The sequence below is a fragment of the Enterobacter hormaechei subsp. xiangfangensis genome (assembly GCF_001729785.1).
Taxonomy (GTDB): Bacteria; Pseudomonadota; Gammaproteobacteria; order Enterobacterales; family Enterobacteriaceae; genus Enterobacter; species Enterobacter hormaechei_C.
Genome location: NZ_CP017183.1, coordinates 2303466 through 2321259 on the forward strand (window position 1 = coordinate 2303466; position 17794 = coordinate 2321259).

Sequence of the window (17794 nt, forward strand, 5' to 3'; positions counted from 1 at the left end):
TTATCTCCTCAGAACCAGACTTCAGCCTGTACACCAAAATTCAGCGTATCGGTATCCCCGCTGCGAGAGTATCCCCCCGGGCTAAGGGTACCGGTGCTCCAGTCGTAATTTCTGTCCATCGCATCCGAGACGCCTTTATCCCATTTTGCGTACGTGGCAAAGAAGCGCAGCTGTGGACGACTCCAGAATCCGGAATCAAAGGTGAGCGTCGGCGCAATGGTCACTTTGGTCAGGCCACCCTTCCCTTTGCCGTTTACCCCCATGTAGTTTTTATCATCCAGATATTCGTAACCCACTTCATATTGCATGGCGAAATTCTTCGTTATCTGATGATACGGCCGGATACCCGCGACCCACATGGAGCGTCCCCAGCCGTCATCATCGCTGGTCCACCAACGGTAGTTTTTGTCTTTCTGATAAAACGCAAAGGTCGAAACTTCTACTTCGCCCAGGCTGGCCATACCATCCAAAATCACGCGCCAGGACTGGGTGTCATCTAAGTTTGCCCAACCCCAGCCGTTTTTACCCAGCGAGTCAGCGGCAGCGAGCCCTTTGCCGTACTGGAAAACAATGCGGGAATAGCCACCTGTCAGCCCATAAAAACTGTCGACGTTATACAGCGCCGTCACGCCATAACCTTTTTCAGCAGAAGTGGGATGGTTTTCGTTGCGGTTCATATGGTGGCCAATAAGCTCAACATCCAGCCCGGTGCCGCCGATTTTTTTAAACCAGAGGTTAAACGAGTAATCGTCAGGGTATCCCTGATCCCCCAGAGCCACGGGATAGGCTTTGGCTTCATCCGTTGTTGAAAACGCATAAACGCCGGCGTCAAAGCGCGCAAAGCCTAAATCCAGGTTATCAAACCCGCCCCCCGTTCCGTTGTACTGAATATACTCCCAGTCGAACTGGTGGCTGGAAAGATTGGAGCTGCTGTAACGTTTACCCGCCCAGAAAGTCATATCCGGCGCAAAATCGAGATTTGATAACTCAGCAAAACCTTCACGGAACTGGGTTTCTTTACCGTCATCGTCGGTACAGTTCCAGTCTGCGGTACATTTTGTTTGATGCGTCAGGTTGGCCTGAACACGGGCGACTGCGCCTGTGTCTGATTTCAGCGTGACCGTCGGGATAAGCTCAATCTTGGTATCTTCTTCGTTCCCCAGACGCCATTTCCCGTCGGGCATCAGTCCCACTGAATCCACCCGGTTTCCGTCACTGTTGGCGAGGATCCCTGAGCGCAAATAGCCGTGGAGTGCAAAATCATATTTCTCATCGGCGCTGGCATAGCCGCTGATGACAGTGAGGGTAATCAAGGACAGAGGTATTGATTTAATTAACGTTTGCATAGGTTCCCTTTGAATTTTTATTTTCACGGTTAAACGTGCAGGGGAAATGTAAGGATCAAAAATGGAAATGTACATCCATTAACGGAAAGCGCTTTCCGTCTTTGCCGGATTGAATCACAAATTTGAGATCTTTGAGAATATTTTTGTGATTAAGGTAACGAATTAAGCTTCTGCCCACGAGAAATGGGCAGAAACAGAAAGAGGAGCGTTATTTTTCCAGCTGCATCAGCTGGCGTTCGTGAACCTTAAAGAATGGACGATAAAGCATCCATGCGTTGAAAAAGGCAAACAGGCACATACACATATTCTTCCAGCTACCGTTGGCCGACCATGCTGCACCCAGCAGTGAGGGCATTGACCATGGCAGCATTGCAACGGCCCTGTCGAGGATACCCATTTGCGTCAAATACCAGGCTATACAGGCATTTATCAACGGAACAAAAACAAAGGGCAGTAAAAAAACCGGGTTCATGATGACGGGGAAGCCAAACAATATTGGCTCATTAATGTTGAACAGAGAAGGCAAAAGACCAATCTTTCCCACACTCTTCAACTGCCTTGAGCGGCTTCGCATTGCCATAAACACCAGTGGCAACGTTGAGCCGATACCGCCAATCAACAGATAAAAATCCCAGAACCCCTGGAGATAAATATGGGGTAGCACAGCCTCCCCAGCAGCCAGGGCTCGCTGATTTTCAAACAGATAGGTGAGCCAGAACGGGTTCATGATACCCGTTATGATCAGGGCACCGTGTATACCAACAAACCATAAAAGATTACACAGAAACAAGGAGATAAGCACCGCCGTAAGAGTATCCGACGCCACGATAAGTGGACGTAATGCTTCCCCAATCAGTTGCGGCAAAATTTGTCCGGTCGTGTGCAGCATCACGGCATTCATCACGCTGATGGAGAGCATAATCACCAGCAGCGGCATCAGCAGCTGGAAGCCATTTCGTGTCATCACCGGCACCTCCTCCGGCAAACGAATACACCATCCTCTCTTATAAAAAAGCCTTATTATTTCAATCGAATATGCGCTTGAAATGAGGGCAGTAAAGAGCCCCATCCCTCCCAGAAACACATTCGTCGCACCATTATCCCGAAAGCCGATAAACAGCAGAAAGGCGAGACATCCGGTGAGCCCGCACAGCCGTTCCGGTAATTGATATTGCTTGGCAAGGCTGGCACTTGCACCGAATGCAACAATCAGCGCCACCAGGCCGAGCGTCAGTTCAAAGGTTGGTAACAGCATCGGACGCAGCAGCAGATAAAAAGATCCCAATCTCGAGGCGCTTGAAATGGCGAACGGTGGAAACAGCATTGGCACCATCAGACTTCCCACGATGACAAAAGGCATCGCAAGAGTAAAACCGTCTCGCATCGCTGTAATGTGTTGATTCTTAGTGATTATATTCGCTACTGGTGTGAGGCGTTGCTCTATCAAATCCACAGCAACATTCATCAAATGAATGTTCATAACTCGACCTTAGTAGTTCGTGAATAGCAGGGATGATCGCGCACATTCATACAAAGTGAAAGGTGCTCTCAAGTGATCGTGGTCACAATTACCTTATCCATAAACGGAAAGCGCTTTCCGTTTTGTTCCGTGGTGACTATATTCCAGCCATAAATTCAAAGGAGACGTTATGAAAAAAATCATGTTGTGTTGTTCTGCCGGAATGTCTACCAGCCTGCTGGTGAAAAAAATGGTCGATGAAGCGCACAAGCGTGGCCTGGAAGCAGAAATCAAAGCGTATGGCGTTGCCGAATTTGCCGAGCAGGTTGGTCACTACCAGGTGGTATTGCTTGGACCACAGGTGAAGTACATGCAAAGCGATCTTCAGAAACAAGCCGATAAATACGGGATCCGCGTTGAGCCAATCAACATGATGGATTACGGCATGCAAAAAGGGGGTGCCGTTCTCGATTTCGCCCTCTCCCTGATAGATAACAAATAACGAAGGGAAAACCTATGAGCTCTCTGTACGCAAAACTAATTCAGATTATCGAAAAGAAAATTACTCCGATGGCGGGCGCCGTCGGCCAGCAAAAATATGTCACCTCCATTCGTGACGGCTTCATTACCGCTCTGCCGTTCATGATCGTGGGTTCTTTTATGCTGGTGTTTATCTTCCCCCCCTTCTCGCCCGACACGTCCTGGGGCTTCGCCCGGGCATGGCTGCAATTCTCGCTTGAGCATCGTGAAGCCCTCATGCTGCCCTTTAACTTCAGCATGGGAATTATGACAATCTTTATTTCCGTCGGGATTGCCGCAAGTCTGGCCAAACACCACGATCTCGACGCACTTACCGCCGGGATGCTTTCATTAATGGCCTTTTTGCTTGTCGCTGCGCCATTGAAGGACGGGCAGATTTCAACGGCCTACTTCTCCGGTCAGGGGATCTTTACAGCCATTCTGGTGGCTATTTACTCCACGGAACTTTACGCCTTCCTGAAGCGACATAATATTACCATCCGCCTGCCGCCGGAGGTCCCAACCGGCGTAGCGCGCTCGTTTGAGATCCTCATCCCGGTACTGGCAATCGTCATCACGCTGCATCCGCTGAACCTGTTTATTGAAGCGCAACTGGGGATGATCATTCCCGAAGCGATTATGTCGCTGGTGAAACCGCTGGTTGCCGCGTCAGATACGCTCCCCGCAGTGCTCCTCTCGGTGCTTGTGTGCCAGGTGCTCTGGTTTGCAGGTATCCATGGTGCGCTGATCGTCACCGGTATTATGAACCCTTTCTGGATGGCAAACCTGTCCGTAAACCAGGCGGCAATCGCCGCGGGTGAAGCTATCCCGCATATTTACGTTCAGGGTTTCTGGGACCATTACCTGCTAATTGGTGGTGTTGGCTCGACGCTGCCGCTGGCCTTCCTTTTGCTGCGCAGCAAAGCCATCCATTTGCGGACTATTGGGCGAATGGGCGTGGTACCAGGGGTGTTTAACATTAACGAACCCATTCTGTTTGGTGCGCCCATCATTATGAATCCTCTGTTTTTCCTGCCGTTTGTGCTGGTCCCGATGGTCAATGCCACCTTTGCATGGTTTGCACTGGATCTCGATCTAGTCAGCCGTGTGGTATCGATGACGCCATGGACAACACCTGCACCCATTGGCGCATCATGGGCAGCCAACTGGAGCTTCAGCCCTGTGATCCTGTGCCTGATATGCATGGTGACATCTGCCGTCATGTACTTCCCCTTCCTGAAGGCCTACGAAAAACAGCTTCTGGAACAAGAGCATGAAAACGCGGTTGAACATGCAGAAGATGCGGCTCAATCCGCCTGAAAGTAGAACATAGAGGAAAAAAAACATGGAATTAGAAGAACAAGTTATGGGCATCATCATTAACGCGGGTCAGTCGCGCAGCCTTTGTTATGAAGCCCTCGGCTGCGCAAAGCAAGGTGATTTTGAAGCCGCAGATCAACTAATGAAAGAGGCGACTCATTTTGCCCGCGAAGCGCACCTTGTTCAAACCCAGCTTATTGAAGCTGATGAAGGCGAAGGGAAAACCAAAATGACGCTGGTGATGGTGCATGCGCAGGACCACCTGATGACCTCCATTCTTGCCAGGGAGCTGGTGACCGAACTTATTCACATTTACCGTACACGCCCGCACCAGGCATAACGACAGCAGAGAGGCCGCGGCCTCTCTTGTGACAGAGGATTGTATGCATTATCTTGGACTGGATATCGGTGGCACAAAAATGGAAGCTGTATTGCTTTCAGCTCAAGGCGATTATCTCTGGCGTAAGCGCCAGCCGACTCAGAAAGAAAGTTACGCTGAGTTTATGCTGCATCTGGTGAGCCTTATTGATGATGCCCGCGCGGCTAGCCCGGAACCCTTCACCGTAGGGGTCGGTCTGCCTGGCGCAATTGACCCGCAAACGGGGCTCATCAAAAATTGCAATTGCCTGGTTCTTAATGGCCACGATCTGAAAGCCGATCTTGCCTCACGTATCCAGCAGCCAGTGTGGATTGCCAATGACGCTGATTGTTTTACTCTCTCTGAAGCGGTAGATGGCGCTGGTGCAAAGGCTGACACCGTATTTGGTGTGATTATCGGTACGGGGTGTGGCGGTGGGATCGCCGTGCGCCGGCATTTGTTACAAGGTCCAAACGCCATTGCCGGCGAATGGGGGCACAACCCGCTTCCGGGGTACGCACCAGCGATTGACGGCCCCGCTCAGCCCTGCTACTGCGGCAAGCACAACTGTATTGAATCCTTTATTTCCGGTACCGGTTTTGCCCGTCGTTTCCCGGGAAACCTTACCTCTCAGGAAATTATCAGCTCTGCAGAACAGGGAGAACCGAAGGCACGCGAACACTGGCGGCATTTTATTGATGCATTTGCCCGTAGCCTGGCGTCAGTCATCAATATTCTGGATCCCCAGGTCATTGTGTTAGGAGGAGGATTGTCGAATGTCTGCAGAATCTATGATGACCTGCCTGTCGCGATTCTTCCTTATCTCTTTTCTGAAACCTGCCATACGCGCATTGTTCCGGCGCGCTTTGGCGACGCCAGTGGCGTACGTGGCGCAGCCTGGCTTCCCCGGCTGAGCGCGAACGAAGCATGAGTGTCATGACCGGCGACGGGACGATTCTTCGGGAGGGTTATGTTAAGATGATAAAAACTCACCACGCAGAAAACGCCATGCCTACGATTGATGATGTATCTCGATTAGCCAATGTTTCCAGAGCAACTGTTTCCCGCGTGCTGACGGGAACCCGAGGTGTTCGCGAAGAGAGCCGTGAGGCGGTATTACGGGCCGTTGAAGAACTCAACTACCGCCCCAGCTTTGCCGCGCAAAACCTGGCGAGTCAGTCATCAAGCCATATCGGTGTGGTGCTTTCCTCACGTGATGAAAGCAGTGGCGCGCGAATTCTTCCCGCGCTTGCGCGCGCAATGAAAGTGCTGAACAAAACGCTGATCGTCGAGTATGTGGATAATGACGTCGAACATGCAGCTTCGGTAGATGATTTACAACGGCAATGCGCCGCCGTTGTGGTGTTCGGACCAGTTGTACCGGGCAGTGGCGATAACGTGATTTCTTTCGACCGCCCCGTGGTGGATGCGAAAAGTCAGGGCTACGATTTCGCATTTGCTACGGAGAGCGCCTGCCGCTACATGATAGGTAAAGGCCATCGCAACATCGCGCTGGTTATCGATAACGAGACGGATGACGCAAGCAAGCGAATGGTTGAAGGTTATCGCAACGTGTTGCAGAACTACTCATTTCCGTTTAATCGCCAGTTGGTATTAACAGCCAATGATAATGTCGAACGCGCGCTGTTGACGCTTATTAATAGTCTGAGCAAGTTCTCTTCCATCGTAGTTAAGCGTGATGCTTATGCTGCAGAGGCCATGCGCCTGTTCCGAGAATTTAATATTGCCGTGCCTCAGGAGGTATCCCTCCTCAGTCTTGAGGATTCACCGTTGGCCACGCAGTTATACCCGCAACTGACCTGCATTTCCTGGCCAATGGAACCCCTCCTGCACCAGTGCGTACAGCGCATTAAAAGCATCGTTGAGAGTCGTCCGCTTCGCGAAACGGAACTGCCACCGATAATTGGTAAGCTTACGCCTCGCCAGTCGGTGCTGGAAATGAGTTAAATATTTTTCAGGAGTGAAGATATGAATGCAGTCCAGCTTTTGTGTTCTCTGGCATTGATTTTGGTCGCATCTTTTCGCATTTTTGCGCAGGAACCAGAGCTCCCGCTCAAGGAACAGGTCAATACAGATGAAGGTACAATCTGTGTTTATGAACGCGGGGAACACCGTGAAAAAATTGTTATTCCTGTTTGTCAGCCGTGCCTGAAAACCTCACCCAATAATAATTAATGATGTCTGTGTGTAGGCGCTGTCCTGGTATGTAAAATCCAATGACGATTACGCCCATCTGTGAAAAAAACTCATAACACCATTCGATGGCGCATGCTGGTTCCCTTCATGTCAGTGCAATACCCTGTCACATACAGAATTGCTGGCAATAAAAGAAGGAACACAGAATGAAGTATGTAAATCTGGGTCGTAGCGGTTTGCAAGTCTCCCGTCTTTGTCTCGGTTGTATGAGCTATGGCGAACCTGAACGTTTGCCTCAACCCTGGTCCCTGGATGAAAAGGCGTCACGCCCGCTCATTCGTCAGGCGCTTGAAGCGGGCATTAATTTTTTTGATACCGCGAATATCTACTCGGGCGGAAGTTCTGAAGAGATCACTGGAAAAGCGCTGAGAGAAATGGCCAGACGCGATGAGATTGTTGTGGCGACAAAGACCTTCTTTCCGTGGCGCAACTCACCCAATACCGGGTTTCTTTCCCGCAAAGCCATTTTTCAGTCTATTGACGATAGCCTGATGCGCTTAGGCATGGATTACGTGGATCTCTTTCAGATTCACCGCTTTGACCACTCCACGCCTGTTGAAGAGACCATGGAGGCTCTGCATGACCTCGTTAAATCAGGAAAAGTACGTTACATCGGCGCATCATCTATGGAAGCCTGGCGCTTTGCAAAAATGCAGCATACGGCAGAGCGTAACGGCTGGACCCGATTTATTACGATGCAACCGCAATACAACCTGCTTTACCGGGAAGAAGAGCGCGAGATGCTGCCCCTGTGTGAAGACCAGGGCGTGGGTGTGATCCCCTGGAGTCCGATGGCACGCGGCAGGCTCACGCGCGACTGGAGTGTCACGTCCCGACGAACGCAAAACGATGCCTTTGCGTTAAAAATGTATGAGAACGCAGCCCTTCTGGATAAGCCCGTTATTGATGTTGTTGCCAGCATTGCTGAAAAGCACCATGTGCCAAGAGCCCATGTTGCAATTGCCTGGATGCTATCAAAAACGGTCATCACAGCCCCGATCATCGGCGCGACGAAACCAGAACATCTTTCCACGGCTATCAGCGCACTGGACTTTTCACTTAGCGATGCCGAAATCATGGAACTCGAGGCACACTATCTGCCGCATCCCGTCGACGGGATCATTCCCCCACTTCCGGATACGCCACCTTCACTCACGCCGCCTTCAGCAATACAGGACTGTTAATGCCCTACCCTGGCCCGGCGTTGCCGGGTCCCCCAGGCCACTCATGCCCGGTCATTGATGTGAAAAGGGAAGCGGTGCCGGCGCGAATGCGCCCGATCGAAAAATCATCGCTCCACCAGGTTCGGCCCCGCTGTTGGTGACAATGAACAACTCGTGATGTCCGGGTCGGATAGCCAGGCTTGTCGATTTAAGGTTACGACCTTTGGCGCGGTCAGGCAGCACAATTTGCCCAATCGGCAGTCCGTTGCGGTTGAAGGCCATGACGCGCCCCTGGCCTGAGATGGCCACATATACATTGCCTTCGCTGTCGACACGGGCTCCATCTGGAGCGGGCCCGGTGAACTGATAGGTAACAACCGAACCAAAGGGGGCAATCGTGGTGGCGTCTGACAATCTTACGCGATGAAGCCTGTTTTTAGCGTGTTCAGTGGCCCATATCAGAGTACCGTCAGGGTCAATCGCTAAGCCGTTCCCGACAGCGAGTCCGGGCAGGATGGCGTGAATTGACCCGACGTTGGGACTAACGTAGAACACCCCACCCTGTGGATCGGCTGAATTTCCCCGGCTGTCTGTAAAATAAAATCCGCCCTGATTATCAAAGACAAGGTCGTTGGCAAGAAATCCCCCTTCAGGATCAACAATCATCTGCTCACGGGTGCCGTCGGGTTCGATAGCCCGAACAGACCCACGCTGCATATCGCCCACCGACGCGATAAAGATCCGTCCATCTTTGTGTACCGCCAGGCCGGAAGCACCGAAGGTATTCTCCTTAAGGACAATGGAAAGCTGCCGCTCCGGGGTGAGCTTAAACACGCGCCCCGTCGCCGCATCAACAAACAGCAGGTTATTGTTCCGATCGAACACCGCCCCTTCGAGCACGAGCGACGCCTCTGAAACGCTGAAGTACGGCTGGGCCTCCACGGTCTGAAGAGAACGCTCGCAGGGCGGTATGGGGACGGCACTGCGCGTAAGCGCGTTATGATTTAGTCCATTCATGTGGTTTATCCCCGGCAAAAACACAGAGGGAGACTTTACCTACAGTCTCCCTGTGACAGTAAGTCTAAAGGTGGCCATCACCGTTTAACTTTTATCAAACTGACTTTCGGTAAACGGATCTGCGCGACCGCCCTGCAATGGGATCCTGGCAAGCGCTGCATCGATTTCGCGTAACTCGCTGTCCGTCAACCGGACTTGCGGTGCACCGCTATTTTCTATCAGGTGCGGATATTGCGTCGTACCCGGGATGGGGACTATCCATGGCCGCTGAGCCATCACCCAGGCCAGCGCGAACTGAACCGGAGTGGTGTTTTTGCGGCGGGCCCACGACTGCGCGAATTCAAGCAGTACCATGTTTTTGGCCAGGGCATTGGGCTGGAAGCGTGGCAGGTTATGCCGCCGATCTGTGCTGTCGAACCGCTGGCTTGGATTGACTGCCCCGGCAAGGAAACTCCGGGCGGTCGGGCAGTAAGGTACAAAGCCGATACCCAGCTCTTCGAGCGTTGGAAATATCCGCGTCTCCGGTTCACGCCACCACATGGCATACTCACTCTGTACTGCAGTCACAGGGAGTACCGCATGTGCGCGGCGGATTGTCCTGGCACTCGCTTCCGACAATCCCCAGTGTTTCACTTTACCCTCCTGGATCAACGCCTTCACGGTTTCCGCCACATCCTCAATCGGCACATTCGGATCGGGGCGATGCTGATAAAGAAGATCGATATGGTCCGTTTTCAGACGCTTCAGCGAGCCCTCTACGGCGCGGCGGATATGGTCAGGATGACTGTTAAGGGAGGTTGGCTTCCCCTCCTCCACGCCGAAACCGAACTTAGTGGCAATCACCACACGATCGCGAACAGGGGCCAGTGCTTCCCCGACAAATTCTTCACTGAGATGGGGGCCATACACCTCGGCAGTATCAAAGAACGTGATGCCTTGTTCGAAGGCGGCCCGGATGAGCGAAACCATGGCTTTACGATCGCGCGGACCACCGCCGTAATACCCCACCATAGGCAGACAGCCGAGTCCCATGCTTGAAACCTCCAGCGAGCCGAGTTTACGCGTGGTTAAGGTCTCCTTCTGGACGGGAACAGCATCCGAAGGGGCGCCCGACGTGTCCTGACCAGCCGGTTTAGCCATCACGGCTCCGCTCCTGCCAAGGGTGGTAGCGGCCAACGCCAGACCGGCGCCGGCGATCAGAAAATTGCGACGATCCCGGGAAGCGGGTACGGAAGCAGAATGCTGGTCATGCATCATCTTGCTCATAAACTGGAACTCCCTATAGCGAAGAATGGATTCATTAATTTGGGCATTACCAGGCATAAGCCTGGGGCGCTTCTCCCCCGGGGCCGGGCCAGATTTCGTCGAGACAGCTCATGGTGTCGTCTGATAGCGTGATTGTTGTTGCGTGAAGCGCCTCCCGGAGTTGCTCGACCGTACGAGGCCCGATAAGTGGCGCAGTAACGACAGGATTCTGCAGGAGCCACGCAAGCGCCACATCGGAAGGGGTTTCGCCGAGGTCCTCACATAATCCTTCGTAGGCTTCCAGCTGCGGACGATACTGTTCGATTAGACGGGCAAACGCGGGCCTCGCACGGCGCCCGCTGGCCATCTTTTTCAGTACGCCGCCAAGCAACCCTCCGGCAAGTGGGCTCCAGGGAATCAGTCCCAGGCCAAAATGACGGCATGCGGGAATGACCTCCAGCTCAACAGTTCGGGCAGTCAGATTGTAGAGACTTTGCTCAGCAACCAGGCCCAGGGAATGACGGGCCGTGGCCACTGACTGCGCAGTCGCAATGTCCCAGCCTGCGAAATTGCTGCTACCGATATAAAGCACTTTTCCCTGCTGAACAAGGAGCTCCATGGCCTGCCAGACCTCTTCCCATGGTGTATAACGATCGATGTGATGCATCTGATAGACGTCAATATGGTCGGTCTTAAGCCGTCGCAAACTGTCCTCGCAGGCCTTGCGAATATGGTAAGCAGAAAGACGGCGATCGTTCGGACCTGGTCCCATAGGCTGATAGGCTTTCGTCGCCAGAACGATACGGTCACGGCGGCCCCCCTGCTGGAGCCAGCGACCAATAATCTCTTCGGACAGCCCCGAACCTTGCTGGATATCGGGTGATTGCTCGGTGCCATACACGTCTGCTGTATCAATGAAATTGATACCCGCCTCAAGCGCTTCATCCAGAATGCGGGCGCTGGTTTTCTCGTCGGTGACGTCACCAAAATTCATGGTTCCGAGACAAAGGCGGCTGACTTTCAGGCCGGTGCGGCCAAGATGCGTATAGTTCATACACGGCTCCGTTAGGTGAATATTCCGCCCTGACCGACGGCCAGAGCGCATAATTTTCAAGAATAACGAAGCACAACGTGTTCAGTGAGAGGCGATGAGTGGATGGACTTGTGAAATAAATTCAGCAACGGATTAGCCCTGGTCGGTCTATGGTGTATATCATTTCCGTATCAACGCATTCGGGCCTTAACGCACAAGGAAAACGATTCTGTATGCAAATAAGCAGAGCTGATGTCGCCGATCTCATTTATTTCATGGCTATTGCACGTCATCGCAGTTTCAGCCGTTCGGCGATTGAATTAGGTGTCAGTGCATCAGCGCTTAGTCATGCCCTGAAGGGACTGGAAACCCGGCTCGGGGTTCGCCTCCTTAATCGCACGACCAAGAGCGTTACCCCTACGGCTGCAGGTGAAGAGCTGGTTCAGTCTGTCCTTCAGCCTTTCGACAAGATAGAAGGCGCGCTTGAATCGCTTAACCGGTATCGTAATACGCCTACCGGGCGTATCCGCATCAATGCAGCCGTTGAAGCGGCCAATCTTTTGCTTGCACCGGTTATGCCCGCGTTTATGGATCGCTATCCCGATATTGAAATCGATATTGTGGCCAGCAACCGTATGGTTGACGTCACTGATGCGGGCTTCGATGCAGGTATCCGCTATGGTGGCACCGTTCCGGAAGACATGGTTGCCCGACGTTTATCTGCCGATATTCGCTGGGTTATCGCGGCATCCCCCGGTTACCTGGAACGCTACGGAACGCCTGAACATCCGGATGATTTATTGCACCATCGCTGTATAAGCAATCGTCTCGGCGACGATCGGATTTATCGCTGGGAACTTGAGCGAGACGGCGAAACGTACCAAATCACTGTGCCAGGCTCTGTGACGGTCAATCAGGCTGAAACGGGCCTTGTGGCCGTCTTAGGTGGAGCCGGCCTGATGTATTTTCCGGAGCCTCTTGTTGCCCCCTATGTGAAAGATGGACGGCTCCGCCTGGTGCTTACGGAATGGTCCCCGCTGGAGGAAGGTTTTCATATCTATTATTCAAGCCGCCGGCAATTGCCGACCGGGCTTCGCCTTCTGATTGAGTTCATACAGGAGGCCAGGCCGCTGGGGTTGTGAAATAGCGCCTCCATACTGAACGAGGCGTTATCGTCTTTATCGTCCCGTAGCGGATATCAGAAAATCAATCAGGGCCTTCACTCTTTTCGTTTTGCCCGCGTTTTTGGGGTAATAGAGATACACTGGCGGGTAGGTTTTCCAGTGGCTCTCCATCACGGGTATAAAGCGCTCCCTGTCCGGCTGTAACTGCAAGATGGGTTCAAACAAACGTCCGATTCCCAGGCCGTTACGGATCCCGTCTGCCATAACGTCAATATCGTTGCTGATTAACTGCCCCGGCATCTCAACCGTCAACTGCTCTCCGCGATCGTTCAGAATCAACGGAAGGATGCGGTTGTTAGTAATAAAACGGTAGCCAATGAGCTTGTGTTGACTGAGGTCAGCCGGCACCTCGGGCATTCCATGCTCGCTGATATAAGCTGAGGATGCATATAACCCTTCACGAAAGGGTTTCATTAACGGCCGCGCCACCACCCCACCTTCGAGGATATCGCCAAAACGGATCCCAAGATCAAAACGCTCTTCGATAACATTCACGGTACCGTCGTAAACCGAAATTTCAAGCTGTATACCCGGATATTGCTGACAGAATTTCGCCATTGCAGGCTTAAGAATTAACAGATAGGCAAAACGCGAGAGCGTGATTCGCACGATACCAGAGGGCTCCTGATTCTGGTCGCGAATGCTTTCAAGCGAATGTTCCAGCGACTCCACCGCCGCAGCGGTCTGTTCCAGCAACAGCTGCCCGGTTTCCGTCAGCTCAATACGGCGGGTCGTACGCACAAAAAGCGGATGGCCAATATGATCTTCCAGCAGCTTAAGCGCATTGCTGACGGAGGGAGGCGTAATTTCCAGTTTTCTTGCGGCTGCCGAAATATTGCCCTCACGTGCAATGCTCTGAAAGATGCGTATCTGGTTATACAGGGCGTTATTCATAATGTGTTCCTAAAGCAATCTCCGCCTGATTATTAAGTACAGTCTAAAGATGCTTAAGTCAATGCTCCTCTAATCTTCGTGAAATTCGCCTCTTATACTTTTATCTCTTTCTACAACGACCTGAGTTCAGGAGACTATGATGCGAATTTTATGTCTGGATATCCCCGCACCTGGAGCATCGCTGGAAAAATATGCTCCACACCTTAACGCTGAAGCGCTACACGCCTGGGGATTGTATAAATCCGGCTTCATCCGCGACATCTACTTCCGTCAGGACAGACCTGGCGTCGCTATTTTTCTTGAATGTGACTCTGTCGATGAAGCGATGAACGTAATGGCCGAATTCCCGCTGGCAAAAGCTGGCTTATTAAGCTTTGAGTGCATTCCGCTTGGCTCCTTTATTAACTGGGAAAATCTCTTTGCCGCTGAATTTAAAAATAAATAGTGAGGCCCGATATGAAACCTGCAGATAAACCCGTGCTGTGTGTCGTTTCCAGTCATCCGATTAAAGGCGCATCCGGTGTACCAACCGGTTTTTTCCTGGCCGAGCTGACGCATCCGCTGAAAGTACTGGAAGATGCCGGACTAAAAACGATGATAGCCAGCATTCGCGGGGGACAGCCGCCGGTGGATGGATTTGACCTCAGTGATTCTGTCAACGCCTGGTACTGGAACGAAACCGATTTTCAGCAGCGCCTGGCAACAACACCAGCGTTATCCGAGCTGAACGGTACCGACTACAGCGCCGTTTTCTTTGCGGGCGGCCATGGAACCATGTGGGATTTCCGCGACAGCCAGGATGCCCAGCGTATTATCCGCGAAGTATATGAAAGTGATGGGATTGTCTCAGCCGTCTGCCACGGACCTGCGGCACTGGTTGACGCAAAGCTCAGCAGCGGCGAATACCTGGTGAAAGGCAAAAACGTGGCGGCCTTTACCAACAAGGAAGAGGAAGAAGTTCACACCACAGATGTGGTTCCCTACCTGCTTGAGACTGCACTTCGCGAGCATGGCGCGCTTCATCATGAAGCCCCGAACTGGTCTGAAAATGTGGTTACTGACGGTCGCCTTATCACGGGGCAGAATCCCGCTTCAGCACACGGTGTCGGTGTGGCGCTGTTAAATGCCCTCCGCCAGTCAGCTTAATCCATTCATCTCTTTTTCACCGTTACTCACCCTCTTTGGCCGGTTTACGTCAGCAATGTTCCGGCCTTTTTACAGGAGCTGAATATGAAAACACTACCTTCCGTCGCGCTGGGCACATGGTCCTGGGGCACAGGTTTCGCCGGTGGCGACACCGTCTTCGGCAATCATCTTTCTGATACTCAGATGGCAGACGTGTTCACCACGGCCATGAGTAAGGGCCTCAATCTCTGGGATACCGCAGCAGTATATGGCATGGGGAGTTCCGAGGCCGCGCTGGGAGCATTAGTCCGTCAGTTCCCCCGCGAGGATATGATTTTATCCACCAAATTCACACCGCAGATTGCGAACGAACAGTCAGCGCAGCCTGTCAGCGATATGCTTGAGGCCAGCCTTGGACGTCTGGGTGTGGACGCGATTGATATCTACTGGATCCATAATCCCCTCGACGTTGAGAAATGGACGCCAGGACTGATCCCACTTTTACAAAGCGGTAAGGTCAAACGCGTAGGTGTTTCCAACCACAATCTGGCACAAATCAGACGCGCCAACGAAATCCTTAACGCTTCCGGTTATTCCCTCAGTGCAGTACAAAATCACTACAGCCTGCTCTATCGCGCTTCTGAAGAGGCCGGGATCCTTGATTATTGCCGAAAAAATAACATCACGTTCTTTGCTTACATGGTCCTGGAGCAAGGCGCGCTCAGTGGTCGTTATGATTCAAATCATCCCATGCCTGCCGGGAGTGGCCGGGCCGAAAGTTATAACGCTGTACTGCCGCAGATTGAAAGATTAACCGCCGCCATGAAAAAAATGGGAGCCGAAAGGAATGCCAGCGTTGCACAGATAGCCATCGCATGGGCTATTGCAAAAGGTACCCTTCCCCTCGTTGGTGCGACTAAAGCCCATCACGTGCTGGACGCCGCCTGCGCTTCAGACATCCAGTTACGCGATGAGGAAATCATCCTGCTGGAACAACTCGCCGCAGAGACCAGAGTGGATACACGAGGCGCCTGGGAAAAACCGATGGTGTAAAGCCCATCCGGAACAGACTGTCATGAATCACATTCACGTATGGACAGTTCCGGGCGATCCTAATCTGTATCACTTTTACTGCTTTGTATGAAGGGTGAGAATATGAAAATCATTTGCCTCGAAGAACATTATCTCGACAGCGAGTTAGGTCGAGCGTGTATGCCTGTTGCGCTTGAGCAGGCACCTTTCATTGGCGACTGGGGGAAAACCGTCGCTGATGGTCATAATCCTGACCGAAGCCGGCCGCAGATAGAAAAGAATGCGCTGATAAACGCGAAAGGCGCTGATTTGGGAAGCCGCCGCCTCAGGGATATGGATGAGGCGGGAATTACCCTGCAGATACTCTCTGTGGGCGGATTCCCCCAGCTGGCACCCGAGGATGAAGCGGTAACATTAAATACGGCGGCAAACGATCGCCTTGCCGAGGCGGTAAGAAATCACCCAGATCGCTTCGCGGCATTTGCCACACTTCCCTGGGCACAGCCGAAAGATGCTGAAAATGAGCTTGTCCGCGCAGTTGAAAAACTAGGATTTAAAGGAGCACTGCTGAATGGCAGACCCTCTTCATGCTTTCTCGATCATCCTGACTATGACTCCCTGCTTTCCCGCTTTAATAAACTGAATGTGCCACTCTATCTTCACCCCGGATTACCGCTTAAAAGCGTACAGCAGGCCTACTTCACGGGCTTCAGCGCAGAGGTCAACGCCAGGCTTTCTATGTTTGGCTGGGGCTGGCATCACGAAGCGGGGATCCATTTGTTACGGCTGATGTTATCGGGCGCATTTGATAAATATCCCAACCTGCAGGTAATCAGTGGCCACTGGGGGGAGATGTTACCCTTCTGGCTCCAGCGTCTTGATGACAGCCTACCACTGGCTGCAACGGGTCTGTCACGCACGCTAACGAGAACCTTCCAGGAGCACGTTTACGTTACCCCGTCAGGTATGCTGTCGCTGCCGCACTTCCAGTTTATCTACGCGTTAATGGGGGCAGAAAGGATCCTGTTCTCCGTCGATTATCCCTATCAGACCTTGGACGGTGTAAAAACCTTTATCGACAGTCTGCCCGTCAACAAGGCTGAAAAAGAGGCCATCGCATTTCGCAATGCAGAACGTTTACTGGGCATCACGGCGTAGTTCACGGGTTCGTGATGACCGGTACAATGAGAACAGTCGACCATTATTAGTTTTTGTCTAAAAGTGAATGAGTCTTTACTGCTCTAAAAAAAATAATGGTGTCACTCTATACTGGGTTAAACATTCACCAAATATATTTAACTCATTGAAATGAAAAATATCCTTATTGTTTCAGGCCATCCTGAGCTTACCCATTCCGTCGCCAATGCCACGATCCTTGATGAAGTGGCGACCGCCCTTCCCGATGCTGAAATTCGTCGTCTGGACTGGCTCTATCCGGACGGCAAATTCAATATCGCTGCGGAGCAGGAAAGCCTGCTCAGGGCCGATGTGATTGTCTGGCAGTTTCCTTTTTCCTGGTATGGGCTGCCCGGGTTAATGAAACAATGGCTGGACGAGGTCTTTGTCCACGGCTTCGCGCATGGCTCAACGGCGAAACTGGGCGGTAAAAAGCTGCTCCTCTCCTTCACTACAGGGGCGCCACAGGCGCTCTATACCGCTGACGGTTTCTTTGGCCATGCCATTGAAGAGTATCTAATTCCGTTCGAGACCACAGCAAAACTGTGCAATCTTGAGCTGCTGGAGCCGGTTTATACCTGCGGTATCAGCTATGCCGATCGGGATGCAGACAAACTCGCGCAGCAAAAAACGCTTGCCCGGGAACACGCTTTAAGGCTCGTCCATCTGCTCAATTCCGTCGTGAATAATCCAGAGGGAGAATAAA

At 52.2% G+C, this 17794-nt stretch carries 19 protein-coding genes; 13 read left to right on the forward strand and 6 right to left on the reverse strand.

The window, feature by feature from the left end; translation table 11 throughout:
* Positions 1-8 precede the first annotated feature (8 nt).
* The gene (locus tag BFV63_RS11035; RefSeq protein WP_048240795.1) at positions 9-1346 is read right to left on the reverse strand and encodes a maltoporin; all 1338 of its coding nucleotides are present in this window, start codon (positions 1344-1346) and stop codon (positions 9-11) included.
* Between the two features lie 208 nt (positions 1347-1554).
* A complete protein-coding gene (locus BFV63_RS11040; RefSeq protein WP_057059096.1) occupies positions 1555-2826 on the reverse strand; it encodes a PTS sugar transporter subunit IIC in 1272 nt (423 codons plus the stop codon).
* Between the two features lie 169 nt (positions 2827-2995).
* Between BFV63_RS11040 and BFV63_RS11045 the strand changes: the two genes are divergently transcribed.
* From BFV63_RS11045 to BFV63_RS11075, 7 genes are all read left to right on the forward strand, one after another.
* Positions 2996-3307: a PTS sugar transporter subunit IIB gene (locus BFV63_RS11045; RefSeq protein ID WP_015366647.1), complete on the forward strand. Its 312-nt coding sequence runs from the start codon at positions 2996-2998 to the stop codon at positions 3305-3307.
* A gap of 14 nt (positions 3308-3321) precedes the next feature.
* Complete coding sequence (locus BFV63_RS11050) at positions 3322-4644, forward strand: PTS sugar transporter subunit IIC (RefSeq protein WP_024908496.1); 1323 nt, start codon at positions 3322-3324, stop codon at positions 4642-4644.
* A gap of 25 nt (positions 4645-4669) precedes the next feature.
* A complete protein-coding gene (gene chbA, locus BFV63_RS11055) occupies positions 4670-4984 on the forward strand; it encodes a PTS N,N'-diacetylchitobiose transporter subunit IIA (RefSeq protein WP_015366645.1) in 315 nt (104 codons plus the stop codon).
* Positions 4985-5027: 43 nt separating this feature from the next.
* Positions 5028-5933, forward strand: a complete 906-nt coding sequence (locus BFV63_RS11060; protein ID WP_057059095.1) for an ROK family protein — start codon at positions 5028-5030, stop codon at positions 5931-5933.
* Between the two features lie 77 nt (positions 5934-6010).
* Complete coding sequence (locus tag BFV63_RS11065) at positions 6011-6970, forward strand: LacI family DNA-binding transcriptional regulator (RefSeq protein WP_048241845.1); 960 nt, start codon at positions 6011-6013, stop codon at positions 6968-6970.
* A 21-nt stretch (positions 6971-6991) separates the two neighbouring features.
* Positions 6992-7198, forward strand: a complete 207-nt coding sequence (locus BFV63_RS11070) for a hypothetical protein (RefSeq protein ID WP_048240790.1) — start codon at positions 6992-6994, stop codon at positions 7196-7198.
* A 167-nt stretch (positions 7199-7365) separates the two neighbouring features.
* Positions 7366-8403, forward strand: coding sequence for an aldo/keto reductase (locus BFV63_RS11075; protein ID WP_048240789.1), 1038 nt, complete (start codon positions 7366-7368; stop codon positions 8401-8403).
* 51 nt (positions 8404-8454) lie between these two features.
* Here BFV63_RS11075 and BFV63_RS11080 read toward each other — a convergent pair whose 3' ends face one another.
* The 3 genes from BFV63_RS11080 to BFV63_RS11090 form a co-directional block, all read right to left on the reverse strand.
* On the reverse strand, positions 8455-9399 hold the full coding sequence (locus tag BFV63_RS11080; protein ID WP_057059094.1) for an SMP-30/gluconolactonase/LRE family protein: 945 nt from the start codon (positions 9397-9399) through the stop codon (positions 8455-8457).
* 84 nt (positions 9400-9483) lie between these two features.
* On the reverse strand, positions 9484-10665 hold the full coding sequence (locus tag BFV63_RS11085) for an aldo/keto reductase (RefSeq protein ID WP_048241843.1): 1182 nt from the start codon (positions 10663-10665) through the stop codon (positions 9484-9486).
* Positions 10666-10711: 46 nt separating this feature from the next.
* Positions 10712-11698: an aldo/keto reductase gene (locus BFV63_RS11090; protein WP_048240786.1), complete on the reverse strand. Its 987-nt coding sequence runs from the start codon at positions 11696-11698 to the stop codon at positions 10712-10714.
* Positions 11699-11910: 212 nt separating this feature from the next.
* Here BFV63_RS11090 and BFV63_RS11095 point away from each other — a divergent pair, with 212 nt between their 5' ends.
* Complete coding sequence (locus BFV63_RS11095) at positions 11911-12819, forward strand: LysR family transcriptional regulator (protein ID WP_048240784.1); 909 nt, start codon at positions 11911-11913, stop codon at positions 12817-12819.
* Between the two features lie 36 nt (positions 12820-12855).
* Here BFV63_RS11095 and BFV63_RS11100 read toward each other — a convergent pair whose 3' ends face one another.
* Positions 12856-13755, reverse strand: a complete 900-nt coding sequence (locus BFV63_RS11100) for a LysR family transcriptional regulator (RefSeq protein WP_024908506.1) — start codon at positions 13753-13755, stop codon at positions 12856-12858.
* A gap of 139 nt (positions 13756-13894) precedes the next feature.
* Between BFV63_RS11100 and BFV63_RS11105 the strand changes: the two genes are divergently transcribed.
* The 5 genes from BFV63_RS11105 (at position 13895) to BFV63_RS11125 (ending at position 17793) form a co-directional block, all read left to right on the forward strand.
* Complete coding sequence (locus BFV63_RS11105; RefSeq protein WP_045910563.1) at positions 13895-14200, forward strand: hypothetical protein; 306 nt, start codon at positions 13895-13897, stop codon at positions 14198-14200.
* Between the two features lie 11 nt (positions 14201-14211).
* Complete coding sequence (locus tag BFV63_RS11110) at positions 14212-14901, forward strand: type 1 glutamine amidotransferase domain-containing protein (protein ID WP_045349947.1); 690 nt, start codon at positions 14212-14214, stop codon at positions 14899-14901.
* 84 nt (positions 14902-14985) lie between these two features.
* Positions 14986-15933 (forward strand): aldo/keto reductase, encoded by a 948-nt coding sequence (locus BFV63_RS11115; RefSeq protein ID WP_024908509.1) that lies wholly within the window; start codon positions 14986-14988, stop codon positions 15931-15933.
* 102 nt (positions 15934-16035) lie between these two features.
* The gene (locus BFV63_RS11120; protein WP_048240781.1) at positions 16036-17070 is read left to right on the forward strand and encodes an amidohydrolase family protein; all 1035 of its coding nucleotides are present in this window, start codon (positions 16036-16038) and stop codon (positions 17068-17070) included.
* A gap of 150 nt (positions 17071-17220) precedes the next feature.
* Complete coding sequence (locus tag BFV63_RS11125; protein ID WP_045346197.1) at positions 17221-17793, forward strand: NAD(P)H-dependent oxidoreductase; 573 nt, start codon at positions 17221-17223, stop codon at positions 17791-17793.
* Position 17794: the final 1 nt, after the last annotated feature.

Excerpts from the sequence above, each read along its gene's own strand:
- BFV63_RS11035 (WP_048240795.1), bottom strand. The coding sequence starts at position 1,346 with ATGCAAACGTTAATTAAATCAATACCTCTGTCCTTGATTACCCTCACT.
- BFV63_RS11040 (WP_057059096.1), bottom strand. The coding sequence starts at position 2,826 with ATGAACATTCATTTGATGAATGTTGCTGTGGATTTGATAGAGCAACGC.
- BFV63_RS11045 (WP_015366647.1), top strand. The coding sequence starts at position 2,996 with ATGAAAAAAATCATGTTGTGTTGTTCTGCCGGAATGTCTACCAGCCTG.
- BFV63_RS11050 (WP_024908496.1), top strand. The coding sequence starts at position 3,322 with ATGAGCTCTCTGTACGCAAAACTAATTCAGATTATCGAAAAGAAAATT.
- chbA (WP_015366645.1), top strand. The coding sequence starts at position 4,670 with ATGGAATTAGAAGAACAAGTTATGGGCATCATCATTAACGCGGGTCAG.
- BFV63_RS11060 (WP_057059095.1), top strand. The coding sequence starts at position 5,028 with ATGCATTATCTTGGACTGGATATCGGTGGCACAAAAATGGAAGCTGTA.
- BFV63_RS11065 (WP_048241845.1), top strand. The coding sequence starts at position 6,011 with ATGCCTACGATTGATGATGTATCTCGATTAGCCAATGTTTCCAGAGCA.
- BFV63_RS11070 (WP_048240790.1), top strand. The coding sequence starts at position 6,992 with ATGAATGCAGTCCAGCTTTTGTGTTCTCTGGCATTGATTTTGGTCGCA.
- BFV63_RS11075 (WP_048240789.1), top strand. The coding sequence starts at position 7,366 with ATGAAGTATGTAAATCTGGGTCGTAGCGGTTTGCAAGTCTCCCGTCTT.
- BFV63_RS11080 (WP_057059094.1), bottom strand. The coding sequence starts at position 9,399 with ATGAATGGACTAAATCATAACGCGCTTACGCGCAGTGCCGTCCCCATA.
- BFV63_RS11085 (WP_048241843.1), bottom strand. The coding sequence starts at position 10,665 with ATGAGCAAGATGATGCATGACCAGCATTCTGCTTCCGTACCCGCTTCC.
- BFV63_RS11090 (WP_048240786.1), bottom strand. The coding sequence starts at position 11,698 with ATGAACTATACGCATCTTGGCCGCACCGGCCTGAAAGTCAGCCGCCTT.
- BFV63_RS11095 (WP_048240784.1), top strand. The coding sequence starts at position 11,911 with ATGCAAATAAGCAGAGCTGATGTCGCCGATCTCATTTATTTCATGGCT.
- BFV63_RS11100 (WP_024908506.1), bottom strand. The coding sequence starts at position 13,755 with ATGAATAACGCCCTGTATAACCAGATACGCATCTTTCAGAGCATTGCA.
- BFV63_RS11105 (WP_045910563.1), top strand. The coding sequence starts at position 13,895 with ATGCGAATTTTATGTCTGGATATCCCCGCACCTGGAGCATCGCTGGAA.
- BFV63_RS11110 (WP_045349947.1), top strand. The coding sequence starts at position 14,212 with ATGAAACCTGCAGATAAACCCGTGCTGTGTGTCGTTTCCAGTCATCCG.
- BFV63_RS11115 (WP_024908509.1), top strand. The coding sequence starts at position 14,986 with ATGAAAACACTACCTTCCGTCGCGCTGGGCACATGGTCCTGGGGCACA.
- BFV63_RS11120 (WP_048240781.1), top strand. The coding sequence starts at position 16,036 with ATGAAAATCATTTGCCTCGAAGAACATTATCTCGACAGCGAGTTAGGT.
- BFV63_RS11125 (WP_045346197.1), top strand. The coding sequence starts at position 17,221 with ATGAAAAATATCCTTATTGTTTCAGGCCATCCTGAGCTTACCCATTCC.